Consider the following 16289-nt stretch of genomic DNA (forward strand, 5'->3'; position numbering starts at 1 on the left):
GCACCCAGGAGTACCCGTGACGATCACCTCTCCCCACCTCGGCAGCTCGGAGGCGTGGACCGACGCCAAGTTGCTGTTCGCGCTGGAAGAGGTGGTCGAAAAGGAGCTCAACCGCCATCTGAAGGTCACCAAGGACTGGATGCCCCACGAGTACGTCCCGTGGAGCGACGGCCGGAACTTCCCGGGCTTCTTCGAGGACGGCGAGGCCTGGGACCCGGAGCAGTCCAAGGTCACCGATATCGGCAAGATCGCGCTGGTCGTGAACCTGCTGACCGAGGACAACCTCCCCAGCTACCACCACGAGATCGCCTCGCTCTTCGGCCGCAACGGCGCCTGGGGCACCTGGGTGCACCGCTGGACGGCCGAGGAGGGCCGCCACGGCATCGTGATGCGCGACTACCTGCTGGCCTCGCGCGCCGTGGACCCGGACAAGCTGGAAGCGTTCCGGATGCAGCACATGTCGGAGGGGTTCGAGTCCGACAACCGCCACTCCATGCTGCACTCGGTGGCGTACGTCGCCTTCCAGGAGCTCGCCACCCGCATCTCGCACCGCAACACCGGCCACCAGTCCGGTGACCCCGTGTGCGACCGGATGCTGGCGCGCATCGCGCAGGACGAGAACCTGCACATGGTCTTCTACCGCAACCTGCTGGGCGCGGCCTTCGAGCTCGCCCCGGACCTGACGATGCAGGCCGTACGGGACGTCGTGGTCAACTTCCGGATGCCCGGACACGGCATGCCCGGCTTCGAGCGGATGGCCGCGCAGATGGCGATCGGCGGGGTCTACAACCTGCGGATCCACCACGACGACGTACTGAGCCCCGTGATCCGTTTCCTGAAGATCATGGACATCGACGGCCTGGGCCCCGACGGCCAGAAGGCTCAGGAGGAGCTCGGCCTCTTCATGAACGGCCTGGACGCTGAGGCCCGCAAGTTCGACGAGCGCCTGGCCGCCCGCGCCGCCCGCATCGCGGCCCGCAAGGCCTGACCGCTTTCCCCTCACTCGCCCGAGTGCGGCCGATTGCCCTGGCAGAGCAGCGCTCTGCCAGGGTTTTCGCGTCCCCGGACCCTGATCAGGGGCGGCGGGGGCGCAGGGCGAGGCGCTCGGATTCCGAGAGGCCGCCCCAGACGCCGAAGCGCTCGTCATTGGCCAGGGCGTACTCCAGGCACGCCGCCCGCCCCTCGCACGCCCCGCACAGCCGCTTCGCGTCGCGCAGCGACGAGCCCGGCTCCGGGAAGAAGAAGCCCGGGCCCGTCTGGGCGCACAGGGCGAGGTCGTACCAAGCGGTGGCGGTGCTGGCGGTGGTGGTGTTCATCGACATGCCGGTGATACTGGCCGCCCTCGATGGACGTCCTATCAACGCGCGATCAACACCACGTCACGCAGCTCCGCCCGGCGGGGGCGCCGGCACGCTGGCTATGACCGCGAACCGCGCACCGAAGGGATCCGCCAGCTTGGCCAGGCGGCCGACTCCCTCCAGGGTGATCGGTGTCAGCCGGACCTTGCCGCCCGTCTCCTCCGCCTTCGCCGCTGTCGCGTCGCAGTCGGCGACCTCGAAGTACGGGGTCCAGTAAGGCCGCTCTGCGTCCTCCACGGGGTCCGTGGAGAGGGGGACCAGCCCGCCCGCGGCCGCCTCGTCCGTCGTGCCGGCCGGTCTGACCGTCGTGTACGTGCCGCCCTCGAACGGCACGCCGCCGATCTGCCAGCCGAGCACCGCGTGGTAGAACTCGGCCGCCGCGTCCAGGTCTCCGGTGTACAGCTCGGTCCAGCACAGGGAGCCGACCTCCGTCACCGCGCCCAGGCCCCTGTTCTTCCTCGGCTGCCACACCCCGAAGCCCACGCCCTCCGGATCGGTGAACATCGCCATCCGGCCGGAGTCCATGACGTCCATCGGCTCGAACATCACCGTGCCTCCCGCCTCGGCCACGGCCGACGCCGTCGCATCCGCGTCGGCCGTCTGGAAGTACATCTGCCAGGCAGCCGGACCCTGGGCCGCCGGGACGGTCATTCCGCCCGCGACCGTCTTGTCGCCGAGGTGGAACATCCCGTATCCACCGGCCTCCTCGCCGCCCGCCCGGAAGTCCCAGCCGAACAGTCCTTCGTAGAACCCGGCGGCCGCGCCGATGTCCGGGGTACCGAGGTCCACCCAGTTCGGGGAGCCGTTCTTGTAGTCCGTGGTGAGCATGGTCCGCGCCCCTTCCGCTGTCCTGTCGTGTCCCGTCCCTCTTCGAGCATGGCACCCGCCACTGACAGCGGCCCCGGGCCCGCTCCACAAAGTGAACGTCCGTGCGTTCGATAAGATGGCGAGATGGCAGACGGACGCGTGGAACGCGGCAACCGGACGCGGCGAACCGTTCTCGACCGGACCGTGGCCATCGCCTCCGTGGACGGCCTTGAAGGCCTGTCCATGGGGAAGATCGCCGCGGATCTCGGCCTGAGCAAGAGCGGTGTGTTCGCCCTCTTCGGCTCCAAGGAGGACCTCCAGCTCGCCACCGTCCGCGCCGCCGTGGACGTGTTCGTCGAGGAGGTCGTGCGGCCCGTACGCCACGACCCCGCGGGCGTCGCCAAGGTGTGGCGGGTGTGCGAGCGCTGGCTCGGCTACTCCGCACGCCGCGTCTTCCCCGGCGGCTGCTTCTTCTGCGCGGTCTCCGCGGAGTTCGACGCGCGCCCCGGCCCCGTACGCGACGAGATCGTCAAGGTCCGCTCCGACTGGACGCGTTACATCGAGCGGGTGCTGGACGAGGCGCGGCTGACGGGCGGGCTCAGGGACGGGGTCGACGCGGCGGACGTGCCGCAGCTCGCCTTCGAGGTGATCGCCCTGATGGAACTGGCCAACGCGCATTCCGTCCTGCACGACGACCCGATGGCATACGAGAGGGCCGGAAGAGGCATCCTCGACCGGCTGCGGGCGGTGGCGGCCATGCCGGAGGAACTCCCGCAACGGCCGCCCGCGTCAGCGGGTGACCGCCGATGACACGGCGGAAGCGGCGCCCGGCGGGTCAGCCCTCGTGCTTTGCCCGGCTCGGCTGGACGCGCTTGGGTTCGCCCGGCATCTTCGGGTAGTCCGGAGGGTAGGGCATGTCGCCCAGGCCGTGTTCGTGTTCGTCGCGGGCGGCGAGTTCGAGTACGGCGTCCAGGGTGAAGGCGTGGTCGTCCATGTCCGCGTGGAGGTCGCCCAGTTCGGCGAAGCGGGCCGGCATCGTCACGATGTCGAAGTCGCGCGGCTCGGCGTCGTCCACCTCGTCCCAGCGCAGCGGCGCCGACACCGGGGCGTGCGGGCGGGGGCGGACGGAGTAGGCGGAGGCGATCGTGCGGTCGCGCGCCGTCTGGTTGTAGTCGACGAAGATCCGCTCGCCGCGCTCCTCCTTCCACCAGGCCGTCGTGACCTTGCCCGGCATACGGCGTTCCAGTTCCCGGCCGAGGGCGATGGCGCACCTGCGGACCTCGGTGAAGGTCCAGCGCGGCTCGATCGGAACGAAGACGTGCAGGCCGCGGCCGCCCGAGGTCTTGGGCCAGCCCCGCAGCCCCAACTCCTCCAGCAGAGCGCGCAGTTCGTGTGCTGCTGCCACCGCGTGGTGGTAGTCGGTGCCCGGCTGCGGGTCCAGGTCGATCCGCAGCTCGTCCGGCCGGTCGGTGTCCTCGCGCCGCACCGGCCACGGGTGGAAGGTGAGGCAGCCCAGGTTTGCGGCCCACAGGACGGCCGCCGGCTCGGTCGGGCAGATCTCGTCGGCGCTGCGTCCGCTCGGGAAAGCGATGTGGGCGGTCGGGATCCAGTCGGGAAGGTTCTTCGGCGCCCGCTTCTGGAAGAAGGACTCGCCCTCCACCCCGTCCGGGAACCGTTCCAGGGTCGTCGGCCGGTTGCGCAGGGCGCGCGTGATGCCGTCCGCGACCGCGAGGTAGTACTCGGCCACGTCCCGCTTGGTGAGTCCGCGCTCGGGGAAGTACACCTTGTCCGGGCTGGACAGCCGTACCGTCCGCCCGCCCGCGTCCAGCTCGATGGCATTGCCGGCAGCACCCATGTGCGCCACGGTAGGCGGGTCCGGCCGGGTGCGCACACCGGGCGGGCTCGGACGTACCACCGCAGAATCGAAGACATGGATCTGCCGGTGATGCCGCCCGTGAAACCGATGCTCGCCAAGTCCGTGGCGAAGATCCCGCCCGGGATGCAGTACGAGGCCAAGTGGGACGGTTTCCGGGCCGTCGTGCACCGCGACGGAGACGAGATCGAGATCGGCAGCCGGACGGGCAAGAGCCTGACCCGGTACTTTCCCGAACTGGTGGCGGCCCTCAAGGAGAACCTGCCCGACCGCTGCGTCGTCGACGGCGAGGTCGTGATCGTCAACGGCGGGCGTCTCGACTTCGACCGGCTGACCGAGCGCATCCACCCCGCCGCGTCGCGCGTGAAAATGCTCGCCGAGACGACCCCCGCCAGCTTCGTCGCCTTCGACCTGCTCGCGCTCGGCGACGAGGCGCTCCTCGACACCCCGCTCACCGAGCGCCGCAGCGCCCTCGCCCGGTCCCTCTCCACCGCTCGGCCCCCCGTTCACCTCGCGCCCGCGACCACCGATCCCGCGCTCGCGCAGGAGTGGTTCGAGCGGTTCGAGGGCGCCGGGCTCGACGGGGTGATCGCCAAACCCCTCGACCTCCCCTACCGGCCCGATGCCCGCCTCATGTTCAAGATCAAGCACGAGCGTACGGCGGACGTCGTCCTCGCGGGTTTCCGTTTCCACAAGAGCGGTCCGATTGTCGGATCGCTGCTGCTCGGGCTGTACGACGGCCACGGCGCCCTCCAGCACGTCGGCGTGTGCGCGGCGTTCCCGATGAAACGCCGCGCCGAGCTGGTCGAGGAGCTCGAACCGCTGCGCATGCCGGACCCCGAGGGCCATCCGTGGGCCGCCTGGGCCGACGAGTCCGCCCACGAGAGCGCCCGGCTGCCCGGCGCGCAGAGCCGCTGGACGGGGAAGAAGGACCTGTCCTGGGTGCCGCTGCGCCCCGAGCGGGTCCTCGAGGTGAAGTACGACCACATGGAGGGCGACCGGTTCCGGCACACCGCCCAGTTCCGCCGCTGGCGGCCCGACCGGGCGCCGGAGAGCTGCACCTACACCCAGTTGGAGGAGGTCGTCGGATACGACCTCGCCGAGGTGCTCGGCCCTGCCCCGACCGGCTGAACGCCCGGGCTCACCCTGCCGTCAGCTTCTCCCACTCCGCCCGGTCCGGTCCCACCGCGTTCGGCTCGTAGTCCGGCCGCGCGGCCAGCCAGCGCGCCACCCGGGCCCGGATCTCCGGATCCGCGTACGCCCGCTCCGGGGGATCCGCCAGGTGCCGGACCCTGGCCCGCGCCCGCATCACCTCCGGATCCTCCAGCGCGCAATCGAACAGTGCCGCCACCTCGCGGGCCGTCCCCGTACGCCCGGCCCGGGTCGCGAACCGCTCCCCGATGGCGGCGTCGGCGACGACCTGGAAGTCGAACCACGGCTTCAGGGTGCGCACCGCCCAGGCATGGTGGTCGGCGGCGAACCGCTCCGATTCCGGGTCCTGATGCGCCGTACGGGCCACCCTGCGGGCAGCCCACAGAGCGAGCGAGGTGCCCTGCCCGAGGGTCGGGTTGGTGTGCGTGATCGCGTCCCCGACCGGCACCAGCCCGGTCACCACCGGCCCCCGCTCGTCGACCAGCGCGCTCCACCGGTTGTCCAGGCTCGCGGTGGCCAACACCTCCGACAGCGGTTCGGCGCCCAGTGCCAGCCAGGCCGCGCCGGGCGGGAAGGAACGGGCCGCGCCCTCGAACACGGCGGGGTCGCGCAGCGCCGAGCGCGTGGTGTCCGTGGTGTGCACGAACAGCGTCACGGCGAAGACCCGGTTGTCGGCGGGGAAGACCGCGCACCCCGCGAAGGCGCCGCCCGTCACCGCCCAGGGGCGGCGCGGCCCCTCGTCCATCCCCTCGGGCAGCCGGTACCAGCGGCAGAAGTACGCGAGCCCCGTGCGGTGCCGCTCCACGACCGGCGGACGGCAGCCCGCCGCGGTGAGCCAGCGCTCGACGCCGCCGCGCCTGCCGCCCGCGTCGACGACGAGGTCCCCCGGGTAGCCACCGACCTCCGTGGTCACTCCCGTCACCCGGTCCCCGGGGGCCGTGAGCAGCCCGGTGACCGGTTCCCCGTACCGCGAGACGACACCCGGTTCGGCGCGCAGGGCGGTGGCCAGCGCGCTCTCCAGGACGATGCGACGGGCCTGGAGCATGACGAGGTCGTCGTCGCCGGGGCGCGCGGGCGGCCGTACGTCGAACCAGTCCAGCTCGTGCCGCTCGCGCGCTCCGAGCCTGAGCATCTCCGCATGGACGTCGGGCAGTTCCTCGCGCAGGACGTTGCGCGCGGCACCCAGCAGCGCGTGCGGCTGACTCGCCTGCGGCACGGCCGGGCGCCGCCAGCCGAAGAAGTCGCGGTCGAGCGCGGTTCCCGGGGCGCGCGTGTCGCGCTCGAACAGTTCCGCCGTGTGGCCCTGCCGTGCCGCGAGCAGGGCGGTGGCCAGCCCTCCGACACCTCCGCCGATGACGAGTAGATGTGCCATTGCGCCCCCCTGAGCCGATGAACCGTACGACGATCACACCGCCCAGAGCCTGCGCGATCGAGAGGCGGCCGAAACCCGCACGATTGTCCGAGACGGCGGTCGTACGCAGGCCCGCTCGGCCCCGACTCCGGCCTGCGCCCGCCTACCGCGCACCCGCCGCCGCGCGGTACGCCTCCACCGCACGCCGGGTCTCCGCCTCGATCAGCTCGGTGTTGATCGCGACGGCCGCGCGCACCCCCTGGGCGGCCGCGCCCGCGACCTGCTCCATCGGGGAGGTCACGTTGCCCGCCGCCCAGACACCCGGGTGCGCGGTGGCCCCGGTCACGGGGTCGGACTCGACGCAGGTGCCGATGACGTGGCCGTCCCGCTCCAGGGCGGCCGTCGGCAGGCCCAGCCCGGTCAGGACGCCGGAGCGGGCGGTGAACCGGGGCGCGACCACGAGCGCCCCGCACCGGGCCGCGCCCCCGCCGGCCAGGCTCACCCCGGTCAGCCGGTCCTCGTCGACGAGGAGCCCGGTCACCTCGCCCTCGACGACATCGACGCCCCGGGCGGCCAGCAGCTCCCGGTCCTCGGCGGTGAGCCGCCAGGTGTGGGCGAGCAGGGTGGTCCGCGCACTCCACTGCCGCCACAGCCCGGCCTGGAACACGGCGAGGGGGCCGTCGGCCAGCACCGCGACCGGCTCGTCCCGGACCTCCCAGCCGTGGCAGTACGGGCAGTGCAGCACGTCCCGCCCCCAGCGCGCCCGCAGCCCCGGCACGGCAGGGAGCTCGTCCACCAGGCCGGTGGTGACCAGCAGCCGCCCCGCCCGGACGGTCGATCCGTCGCCGCAGCGGACGAGGAAGCCCCCGTCGGGCAGCCGGTCCGCGGCGACGACCGTGCCCGGCCGGATCCGCCCGCCGTAGCCGGTGACCTCCGCCCGCCCCTTGGCCAGCAGGTCGGCCGGGCTCTGCCCGTCGTGGCCGAGGTACGCGTGCACGTGCGCGGCGGGGGCGTTGCGGGGGCTGCCGGAGTCGATCACCAGCACCGAGCGGCGGGCGCGGACCAGGGTCAGCGCCCCGGCGAGCCCGGCGGCTCCCCCGCCGACGACCACCACGTCGAACCGTTCCGTCATCGCGTCTTCGTCCCTGTCGGTATCCATACGGTCGGTATCCATACGGTGAGAATCTTCCCGCCGGCCCGAACTTGACAAATGTTGTTGCCGAAGCGGCAAATAGGAGCCATGGCCACCGAGAAGCAGGACGAGGAACTCGCCGGCGTGCTGACCGCCGTCGGCCCGCGGCTGCGCGCCCTGCGCCAGGAGCGCGGCACTACGCTGGCCCAGCTCAGCGAGGCCACCGGAATCTCGCTCTCCACCCTGTCCCGGCTCGAATCCGGACAGCGCAGGCCCACGCTGGAGCTGCTGCTCCCGCTGGCCAAGGCGCACCGGGTGGCGCTCGACGAGCTGGTCGGCGCGCCGGAGACCGGGGATCCGCGGATCCGCCCGCGCCCCATCGTCCGAGGCGGCAGCACCATCGTGCCGCTGACGCGCCACTTCGGCGGGGTGCACGCCTTCAAGCAGATCTTCCCGGCCGTCGAAGGCATCCAGCCCCTGCCGGAACTGCGCGTCCACGAGGGTTACGAGTGGCTGTACGTGCTGTCCGGGCGCATCCGGCTGCTGCTGGGCGAGCACGACCTCGTCCTCGGCGCCGGGGAGGTCGCCGAGTTCGACACGCGCACTCCGCACGCCTTCTTCAACGCGGGTCCGCAGGCGGCGGAGTGCCTCAGCCTCTTCGGACCGCAGGGCGAGCGGATCCACGTCCGCGCCCGGCCCACCACCTCACCGGAAGGACGTCCATGAGCACCACCGACGAGCGCCCCGAACGCCCCGAGCGGGCCGTCCCGCAGCCCAACGCCGTAGTCGGCGTCGGCCTGGTCGTGGTCGGCCCTGACGGCCGGGTCCTGCTCGGCCAGGCGCACGACGGCCGCTGGGAGCTGCCCGGCGGCAAGGTCGACCCCGGGGAGGGCTTCGAACAGGCCGCCGCCCGGGAACTCGCCGAGGAAACGGATCTGCGGGCGGACCCCGAGGAGATCCGCGTGCTCGCCGTGCAGATAGACGCGAAGTCGGGCCTGACCCGGCTGACGGCGGCCGCCGTGACCAGCACGGCCCACGGGGTCCCCGCCGTCACCGAGCCGCACAAGATCACGCGCTGGCAGTGGTTCGCCCCGGCCGACATCCCCGAGGCCCTCTACGCCCCGTCCGCGGCGGTACTGCGCACCTGGCGCCCGGACCTCACGACACTGCCGCACGTGCCCTCGTACGACTACCGTTGCTATGCGAGTTGACCGGTGTTGGCCGAATCGCCATGAACCGGGCCAGACGCGGGACGTCTGGCACCGGGTGTCTCCCGAACGGTCTTGGAGACAGGGAACAGCGCAAGCTGATCGCTTCGGTCCCGGCAGGTCCTGTCACCCTGGTGGGGTGTGCCTGTGGTCCTTGGCGGGCTTGTGGTCCCGCGTGCCCTGGGGCGGGGGACGGTCTGGCCGGTAGCTCTCCGCATCACGATCCTCTGGTCGTGTGCGGTCACACCTGGCCGACGCCGTATCCCGTAGCCGAGGGCCCGCCTGCCGATCGCCACCGAGGCGGCATGGTGCCCGGTGACGGTGGTCTTGGATTGTTGCTGGAGTGGGGCCTGCCAGTGCTGCCCGCCCCAGCGTGAGGTGTAGGCAGGATCGACCGCGACAACGACGAGCCCGGCATGATGGGCCATCCCGCGCAGGCGTTCCCGGAAGCGCGCGGTGGGCATGCCTGCGACGGTGCGGCGAAACGTCTTGCCGCGTTTGCCACGTCCCATGGTTTCCCGGCCGATGGCGCGGGCGTCGTCGAAACCGAGGTTCTCGATGGCGAGACCGGCGCATCCGTGTGTCTTGGCGAGGTCGGTCAGTTCGGTGATCGCGGCACGCAGGCGACCGTCGCGCTGAGATGCGGGTCCGGTCAGGCTGGTGAACACCGTGAACGGTTCACCGACCGGATTGCCGTGTGGGTCCACGACGCAGGCGGCGAGGTGGCCGACGTTGAGGTCCACGGCGAGCAGCCGGGCGCCGCCGGCGGTGAGCTCGTCCGGGGTGGGCCGCACTGTCTTCGGGGTGGACCAGGAGGCGTCGAGGTACCAGCGGCCGCGCACGGGGTCGTGGGTGATGTCGTAGCGGACGGCCTGGTTGGCGGTGACCCGGTCCACCCACTCCTCCCCGCGATGGTTGAACATGACCGTGCAGGCGAGCCGGTAGCGGCCGCGCGGTGCGTTCGCGAGGTGCCTGAGCGGTTCCGGCAGGACGATCGTGACCGTGCCGTCGGCCGGGTCCACGCTGATCGTGTAGTTGCCGTACGGCGCCCCCGACTCGCCGTCCGCGGTCAGGAACAGACGGGCCGCATCCCACCGCTCCCGCCACTCGCGTTCGCCAAGCCCGGCGTCAGCGAGGCTGTGCCGGTTCTTCACCAGCCGACGGCCACCGACAACAATCGCCGGATGCCCGGCCTGGATGCGCGCCTCTACCTCGGCCAATCGGGCCGTGAGTAACCGTAACCGGTACTGCTTCTGCGCGCGCTCGGCCTGGACCGAGTATCCACGGACACCGCCCACGCGTTGCCCGCACGGCACCGCCACCCGCTTACCGATCTTCGCGATGGCCCGGTGTAGGGACGCCCGCTCATCGAACAGGCATCGCAGGCTGAGCTGGAACTGGTCCTCGCTGGCCCGGGTGATCGCACCCGCCCACCGAGACGACGACACCTTCGTCAGCGCCCGCTTACGCTCCGCCCGCCGATTGTCCTTGACCGCCACCCTGCCAATACGGACACGCTCCGCCAGATCGACACGGGCGTGATGACCGAGGTGCTCACCCAGGAGCGTCAGGACCTTCTCATCCGCCGAATACAGGCGCAGCCGGTCACGGATACGCGCACCAGTAGGGGCCGCGATCGTGAACGGAGGAGCCAACGCCCGCAGTTCAGGGCGCCCCCTCCGTGCCCCGCGTCTCACAAGCCGCCTCGCTCCACCCGCCACAGACGGGACATTCCGACCCCCACAGGCAACCAGTCCAGCAAACCTCCGCGCCCTGTCACGCCGTACCTTCACCCAAACGAGGTATCCGACGGCCAACAATGGCCTACAGCCAATCCAACAGCCGTCAACCCGCCCGGAACCGGGACGGCGGCACCGGCCCCCGGCGCGCCAGAGACCCCGACCACCTCAGCTCACCGCGGCGACCGTCACCACCGTGACCGCCGCCATCGCCGCCTGCATATCGCGGATGGCGGCGCGCACGCTCTCGGCCGCCCACTGGCCGGCGGCTATCTCCGCCATCCGCGGGTTGACTTGCCCGCGAGGCAGGTCGGGGAAGGCGAGCCGGTGCAGCTTGGCCGCGTGCAGCAGGGCGACGAGACCCGCCGTGCGCTCGTCCGGTTCAGCGCCCGTCAGTACGGCGGCGGCGAGCCGCTCCCGCAGCGCCCGCTCGGCCGCACCGTCAGCCTCGGGGTAGCGGCGCCGCGGGAACACCCCGAGCACCTTGCTCTCCTCGACCACGACAATGCCGCGCGCACGCAGCCGCTCCACGGCGGCGCCGACCGCCTTGGCCTGGTCCTTCGTCAGCCAGTCCGTCACCCGGCGCTTGCTGCGTCCGCGCAGCCACGTCCCGATCAACCGGAGCCGGCCGTCGAGCAGTTCCTCCCCGGTGGGCGTGTCGTCCGCCAGTTCCAGGTACTTGCCCTTCACCGACACCCGCTCCGCCAGGACGAGTTCGAGCAGGATCCCGCCCGCCACGGCCCAGCCCACCGCCTGCCGCTGCCTCGTCGCCCCGGACTCGTCGTCCAGGGAGAGCAGCATGATCTCCTCCGCCAGCGTGATGCCCATGAGCGATACCCCCGTTGCTCGCACTTCTCGAAGGGAATGACGCCCGACGGCCACCGGAAGTTCCCCGCTACGTCACCGCCCGCGGCGCGAAGTTGCCCTCGCGCAGGTCCTCCGCCAGCAGTCGCTTCGCGATCGCGTCCGCCGCCACCCGGAGCTCGGCGCTCCGCGGGCGGCCGCGGTCCTTCTCCAGCTGGTCGCCGAGCCAGTGGGCCCACGCCGCCGAGATGACGTCGGCCTCCCGCTGACCGGCCGGGGTGAGCGTGAAGAAGCTGTCCTCGCGGCTGAGGTAGCCCTCCTCCACCATCCGGTCGAAGACCGGGAGCAGTACCTCCGGCGGCACGGAACGGCGCCCGGCGATCAGGCCGAGGCTGGCGTGACCCACCGTCCGGGTCATCAGGTCCACGTGCATCACCGCCCACGCGCCCGCGATGTCCAGCCGGGTGTCCGAGCCCGCGACGATCGCGCGCGCCGTCTCCGGCCCCATGGTCCGTACGAGTTTGCCGACGGCCAGCTCCAGCAGCTTGGCCGAATCCCCGGAGGCCGTGGCCGGCGAGCCGAAACCGTCCCCCATGTCCGTCGATCCGGCGCGGGCGCTGTCGCGCAGGTGCACCTGCTTGAGGAAGAGCGCGACGACGAAGCCGACGACCGCCACCGGCACGGTCCACAGGAACACCGTGTGCAGGGCCTGGGCGTACGCGTCGATGACCGGGCCCGCGGCCACGGGATCGAGCCCGTGCACCCCTTGCGGGCTGGACGCGGCCTCGGCCAGCTGCGCCGGGTCCTGTCCGGTGAGCCGCGCCGCCTCCGCGACGGCCGCCTCCAGTTCGGGCCCCAGGGTGTTCGCGTAGATCGTTCCGAAGACCGCCGTCCCGAAGGCGCTGCCGAGCGTACGGAAGAACGTGACCCCGGAGGTGGCCGTGCCGAGGTCCGCGTAGTCGACGGTGTTCTGCACGGCGATCGTCAGCACCTGCATGGACAGGCCGATGCCCGCACCGAACACGAACATGTACAGCGACTCCAGCAACGTGTTGGTCCCCGGCTGCATCCGCGACAGCAGGTACAGGCCGACCCCCATGACCGCGTTGCCCACGATCGGAAAGATCCGGTACTGGCCGGTCCGGCTGGTGGCGTTGCCGCTGAAGACGGACGCGAGCAGCAGCCCGAAGACCATGGGCAGGGTCCGGACGCCCGAGATCGTGGCCGAGTCCCCGTCGACGTACTGGAGGTAGGTCGGCAGGAACGTCAGCGCGCCGAGCATCGCGAACCCGACGATGAAGCTCAGCACCGAGCACACCGAGAACACCGGGTTGCGGAAGAGCCGCATCGGCAGCATCGGCTGGGCGGCCCGTGTCTCGACCAGGCAGAACAGGGCCAGCGCGAGCGCGCCGCCCGCGAACAGGCCGATGATCACGGGGGAGGTCCAGGCGTACTCGTTCCCGCCCCAGCTGGTGGCCAGGATCAGCGCGCTCGCGCCGATCGCGACCAGGGCGATGCCCAGGTAGTCGATGACCGGCTTGCCCGAGGCCCGTACCGCCGGGATCGTCCGGGCGGCCGCGACGACGACGAGGATCGCGATCGGGACGTTGACGTAGAAGCACCACCGCCAGCTGAGCTGGTCCGTGAAGAATCCGCCGAGCAGCGGTCCGATCACGGTGGCGACGCCGAAGACGGCGCCGATCATGCCCTGGTACTTGCCGCGTTCGCGCAGGGGCACCACATCGGCGATCAACGCCATCGCGGTGACCATCAGGCCGCCGGCTCCGATGCCCTGGACGCCGCGCCACACGATCAGGAACGTCATGTTGCCGGCCAGGCCGCACAGGAAGGAGCCGCTGATGAAGACGATGGCAGAGATCTGGAAGATCAGTTTCCGGCCGAAGAGGTCACCGAACTTGCCCACCAGCACCGTCGCCACGGTCTCCGCGAGCAGGTAGGAGGTCACCACCCACGACATGTGGTCCCCGCCGCCCAGATCCGCCACGATCGTGGGCAGGGCGGTTCCGACGATCGTCTGGTCGAGTGCCGCGAGCAGCACGCCCAGCATGATCGTGCCGAAGATGACGTTGCGCCGCTGCCGGTCGAGCACCGGTGGCGCGGCATGCTGTGCGGCAGAGGTGTCGACGGGGGCAGTGGTCACCCTCGCACTGTCACAGCGCCCCCGCCGCACCGCATGCCGCGCTGAGCCGTACGGGGGAACCGCGCGCCGGAGGTCAGCGCAGGTAGGCCAGGCCCGGGTGCTCCGACGCGTACCCCTCGAGCAGCCGCCGGGCCACCCCCACCGAGTCCACCAGCGGATGCAGTGCGAAGGCCTTCACCGCCGCCGCCCGCGAGCCGCTCGCCGCGGCCGCCAGGACCTCCCGCTCGACCGCCTTGACCGCCGTCACCAGCCCGACCGCGTGCAGCGGCAGCGGGGCGACGCCCACCGGGTGGGCGCCGTTGGCGTCGACCAGGCAGGGCACCTCGATGACGGCTTCGGCGTCGAGGACGGACAAGGTCGAACCGTTGCGGACGTTGAGGATCAGCGTGGCCCGCTCGTCCCGGGCGATGGCCCGCATCAGCGCGAGCGCCACCTTCTCGTAGCCCCCGGACTCCAGGTCGCTCTCGTCGCGCTCGCCGACGCCCGCCGCCTCGCGGTTCTCGGCCATGTACGTGGCCTCGCGCTCGGCCCGGGTCCGGTCCCAGGCGGCCAGCGCCGCCCCGGCCGGCAACCCGGCCCGGCCCGCCTCTGCGTAGAACCCGCGCTGCTGGTCGCGCAGGAAGGCCCCGCGCGTCTGCTTGGCCTCCTGGTACGCCCGTACGGTGTCACGGTTGAAGTAGTAGTAGTGCAGGTACTCGTTCGGGATCGCGCCGAGCGAGCGCAGCCACTCGGCCCCGAAGAGCCGGCCCTCCTCGAACGACTCCAGGGCCTCGGTGTCGGCCAGCAGCCGGGGCAGTTCGTCGCGGCCGCCGACGCGCAGCCCGCGCACCCAGCCCAGGTGGTTGAGGCCGACGTAGTCGATCCAGGCCTCCTGCGGCCGGGCCCCCAGCAGCCGGGCGATGCGCCGGCCGAGCCCCACGGGCGAGTCGCAGATGCCGATCACGCGCTCGCCGAGCTCCTCGGCCATCGCCTCGGTCACCAGCCCGGCGGGGTTGGTGAAGTTGATGACCCACGCGTCCGGGGCGGCGCGGGCGATCCTGCGCGCGAGTTCCCGGGCCACCGGCACGGTCCGCAGCCCGTACGCGATCCCGCCCGCGCCCACCGTCTCCTGACCCAGCACCCCCTCGGCCAGGGCGATCCGCTCGTCGGCGGCCCGCCCCTCGAGCCCGCCGACCCGGATGGCGGAGAACACGAAATCGGCCCCGCGCAGGGCTTCGTCGAGGTCCCCGGTGGCCGTGACGGCCGGCGCGTCGGGCACGTCGGCGGCGGCCGCCTGGTCCGCGAGCACCCGGGCCATGGCGCCGAGCCGCGCGGGGTCCTCGTCGTACAGGGTCACCTCGGTCACCCGGCCCTCGGCACGGTCGCCGAGGAGTGCTCCGTAGACGAGTGGTACCCGGAACCCGCCCCCGCCGAGGATCGTCAGCCGCACGCCCTTACCGCCCTTCACCCGACACCAGTGCCACGATCGGTGACACGGAACCGGCAGTGAACCGGCACCGAACCGGCACGGGACCGGCCGGCATCCGTGGCACGCGACCTACGGGTACCAGTCTCCCCCGGCCGCTCACTCCCCCAGCGGCGGCACGGCGCGCAGTCTGGCGCCCTGCTGCTGGGCGAGCCCGCCGCCCCGGACCGGGCCCGCGGGCGCGCCCTGCGGCGCCGAGAGGATCAGGGTGATCCGGGTCAGCCCCATCTCGTCCAGCATGCGGCTGGTCTCGGCCACCATCCGGCAGCGCACCAGACCGGACCGCGGGTCGGGGTGGCGTACGGTGCGCACCGCCCCGTCCTGTTCGGCCGCCTCGGCTCCGCGCATGCTCAGCCAGTGCGGCACCCCGTAGCGGTAGGCCGCCTCCATGAAGGGGTCGCGGGCCACCTCCTGGCGGATGCTGCGCAGCCCCTCGTCCTCCGGGGCCGCCGCCAGCGCGCCGGCGAACTGGGCCAGCAGCGGTACGCACCAGGCCGGTTCGTGGTCCTCCAGCACGCCCGCGGCATCCGGATGGAACAGCACGAAGCGCAGGAAGTTGTCGTCCGGCAGGGCCGTCGGGTGCGGCCGGACCGACTGGAAGAGCTGGTCGAAGGCCGAGTTGGTGAGCGCGACGTCCCAGCGGTGGTCCACCAGGAAGCTCGGGTAGGGGACGGCTTCCATGAGGGCCGCGTAGTCGCACAGGTAGTCGCGCTGCGCGGGGTCCTCGGGCAGCCGGTTCTCCTCGGCCGCCCGCCAGGTGGGCGGGGGGTCACGGTCGACCATGACGCGGAAGAGCCAGAAGCACTGCCGCTCGCTCATCTCCAACGCCTCTGCCAGGGCCAGCAGTTTGCGGTCCGTCCACTCCTTGACCAGGCCGCGTTCCCAATTGCCGTACGCGCGCACGCTGATGCGCAGCCGAGCGGCGAGGTCCTCCTGGCTCAGCCCCAGCTCCTCGCGACGCTGGCGCAAAATCTCCTTGCGTCGCTCCGACCGCACGGCGCCGCGTGCGGACTCCTCGCCCGCCAGGCGCTCCTCACCGGCTCGGGCGAGGCCATCGGACGGGCCCACCGCTGCGAGATGTGGCACCGAGAGCTCCCCCTCCTCACGGTCTGGATCTTCATTTCCCTGCCGCGATCCTGCTACCGACTTCATTCGAGTGTCAACTATTGTGGCAATTCCAGCCTCTTGACAGCTCATTCCCGCCACAGCTGTGGCACGTTCTAGCCCTTCGGGGCGATA

Annotated in this window: 15 protein-coding genes; 5 read left to right on the forward strand and 10 right to left on the reverse strand. The window is 71.9% G+C overall.

Translation table 11 applies throughout. The features are described 5' to 3' along the window. Nucleotides 1–16 precede the first annotated feature (16 nt). Nucleotides 17–988, forward strand: coding sequence for an acyl-ACP desaturase (locus JIW86_RS09705; RefSeq protein WP_215142113.1), 972 nt, complete (start codon nt 17–19; stop codon nt 986–988). Between the two features lie 85 nt (nt 989–1073). On the opposite strand, the gene JIW86_RS09710 is transcribed toward JIW86_RS09705, so the two are convergent. Beyond that, complete coding sequence (locus tag JIW86_RS09710) at nt 1074–1322, reverse strand: WhiB family transcriptional regulator (protein ID WP_257553390.1); 249 nt, start codon at nt 1320–1322, stop codon at nt 1074–1076. A gap of 57 nt (nt 1323–1379) precedes the next feature. Then, on the reverse strand, nt 1380–2186 hold the full coding sequence (locus JIW86_RS09715) for a VOC family protein (protein WP_257553391.1): 807 nt from the start codon (nt 2184–2186) through the stop codon (nt 1380–1382). Between the two features lie 123 nt (nt 2187–2309). On the opposite strand from JIW86_RS09715, the gene JIW86_RS09720 reads away from it, so the two are divergent. Then, complete coding sequence (locus JIW86_RS09720) at nt 2310–2975, forward strand: TetR/AcrR family transcriptional regulator (RefSeq protein ID WP_257553392.1); 666 nt, start codon at nt 2310–2312, stop codon at nt 2973–2975. Nucleotides 2976–3000: 25 nt separating this feature from the next. Here JIW86_RS09720 and ligD read toward each other — a convergent pair whose 3' ends face one another. Further along, on the reverse strand, nt 3001–4020 hold the full coding sequence (gene ligD / locus JIW86_RS09725) for a non-homologous end-joining DNA ligase (RefSeq protein WP_257553393.1): 1020 nt from the start codon (nt 4018–4020) through the stop codon (nt 3001–3003). Nucleotides 4021–4095: 75 nt separating this feature from the next. Between ligD and JIW86_RS09730 the strand changes: the two genes are divergently transcribed. Next, nucleotides 4096–5169, forward strand: a complete 1074-nt coding sequence (locus tag JIW86_RS09730) for an ATP-dependent DNA ligase (protein WP_257553394.1) — start codon at nt 4096–4098, stop codon at nt 5167–5169. 10 nt (nt 5170–5179) lie between these two features. On the opposite strand, the gene JIW86_RS09735 is transcribed toward JIW86_RS09730, so the two are convergent. Together JIW86_RS09735 and JIW86_RS09740 are read right to left on the reverse strand one after the other, a co-directional pair. Next, nucleotides 5180–6562 carry an NAD(P)/FAD-dependent oxidoreductase gene (locus JIW86_RS09735; protein WP_257553395.1) on the reverse strand — a complete coding sequence of 461 codons (1383 nt, stop codon included), beginning with the start codon at nt 6560–6562 and terminating at the stop codon, nt 5180–5182. A 142-nt stretch (nt 6563–6704) separates the two neighbouring features. Further along, a complete protein-coding gene (locus JIW86_RS09740) occupies nt 6705–7700 on the reverse strand; it encodes an NAD(P)/FAD-dependent oxidoreductase (RefSeq protein WP_257553396.1) in 996 nt (331 codons plus the stop codon). Between the two features lie 81 nt (nt 7701–7781). Here JIW86_RS09740 and JIW86_RS09745 point away from each other — a divergent pair, with 81 nt between their 5' ends. Together JIW86_RS09745 and JIW86_RS09750 are read left to right on the forward strand one after the other, a co-directional pair. Further along, a complete protein-coding gene (locus JIW86_RS09745; protein ID WP_257553397.1) occupies nt 7782–8399 on the forward strand; it encodes a helix-turn-helix domain-containing protein in 618 nt (205 codons plus the stop codon). Continuing rightward, nucleotides 8396–8884, forward strand: a complete 489-nt coding sequence (locus tag JIW86_RS09750) for a nucleotide triphosphate diphosphatase NUDT15 (protein ID WP_257553398.1) — start codon at nt 8396–8398, stop codon at nt 8882–8884. The genes JIW86_RS09745 and JIW86_RS09750 overlap by 4 nt, the downstream gene beginning before the upstream one ends. Here the strand turns inward: JIW86_RS09750 and JIW86_RS09755 are convergent. The 5 genes from JIW86_RS09755 to JIW86_RS09775 all read right to left on the reverse strand — a co-directional run bounded on the left by JIW86_RS09755 (nt 8872) and on the right by JIW86_RS09775 (nt 16136). Further along, nucleotides 8872–10536 (reverse strand): hypothetical protein, encoded by a 1665-nt coding sequence (locus JIW86_RS09755; protein ID WP_257553399.1) that lies wholly within the window; start codon nt 10534–10536, stop codon nt 8872–8874. The genes JIW86_RS09750 and JIW86_RS09755 overlap by 13 nt on opposite strands. A gap of 252 nt (nt 10537–10788) precedes the next feature. Then, nucleotides 10789–11448 carry a GOLPH3/VPS74 family protein gene (locus JIW86_RS09760; protein ID WP_257553400.1) on the reverse strand — a complete coding sequence of 220 codons (660 nt, stop codon included), beginning with the start codon at nt 11446–11448 and terminating at the stop codon, nt 10789–10791. 67 nt (nt 11449–11515) lie between these two features. Further along, entirely contained in the window at nt 11516–13585 is a 2070-nt protein-coding gene (locus tag JIW86_RS09765; RefSeq protein WP_257553401.1) for an MDR family MFS transporter, read from the reverse strand. A 73-nt stretch (nt 13586–13658) separates the two neighbouring features. Next, complete coding sequence (locus tag JIW86_RS09770; protein WP_257553402.1) at nt 13659–15014, reverse strand: 6-phospho-beta-glucosidase; 1356 nt, start codon at nt 15012–15014, stop codon at nt 13659–13661. A 135-nt stretch (nt 15015–15149) separates the two neighbouring features. Beyond that, on the reverse strand, nt 15150–16136 hold the full coding sequence (locus JIW86_RS09775) for a helix-turn-helix transcriptional regulator (protein WP_257553403.1): 987 nt from the start codon (nt 16134–16136) through the stop codon (nt 15150–15152). Between the last annotated feature and the right edge of the window lie 153 nt (nt 16137–16289).

Source organism: Streptomyces sp. NBC_00162, assembly GCF_024611995.1.
Lineage (GTDB): Bacteria > Actinomycetota > Actinomycetes > Streptomycetales > Streptomycetaceae > Streptomyces.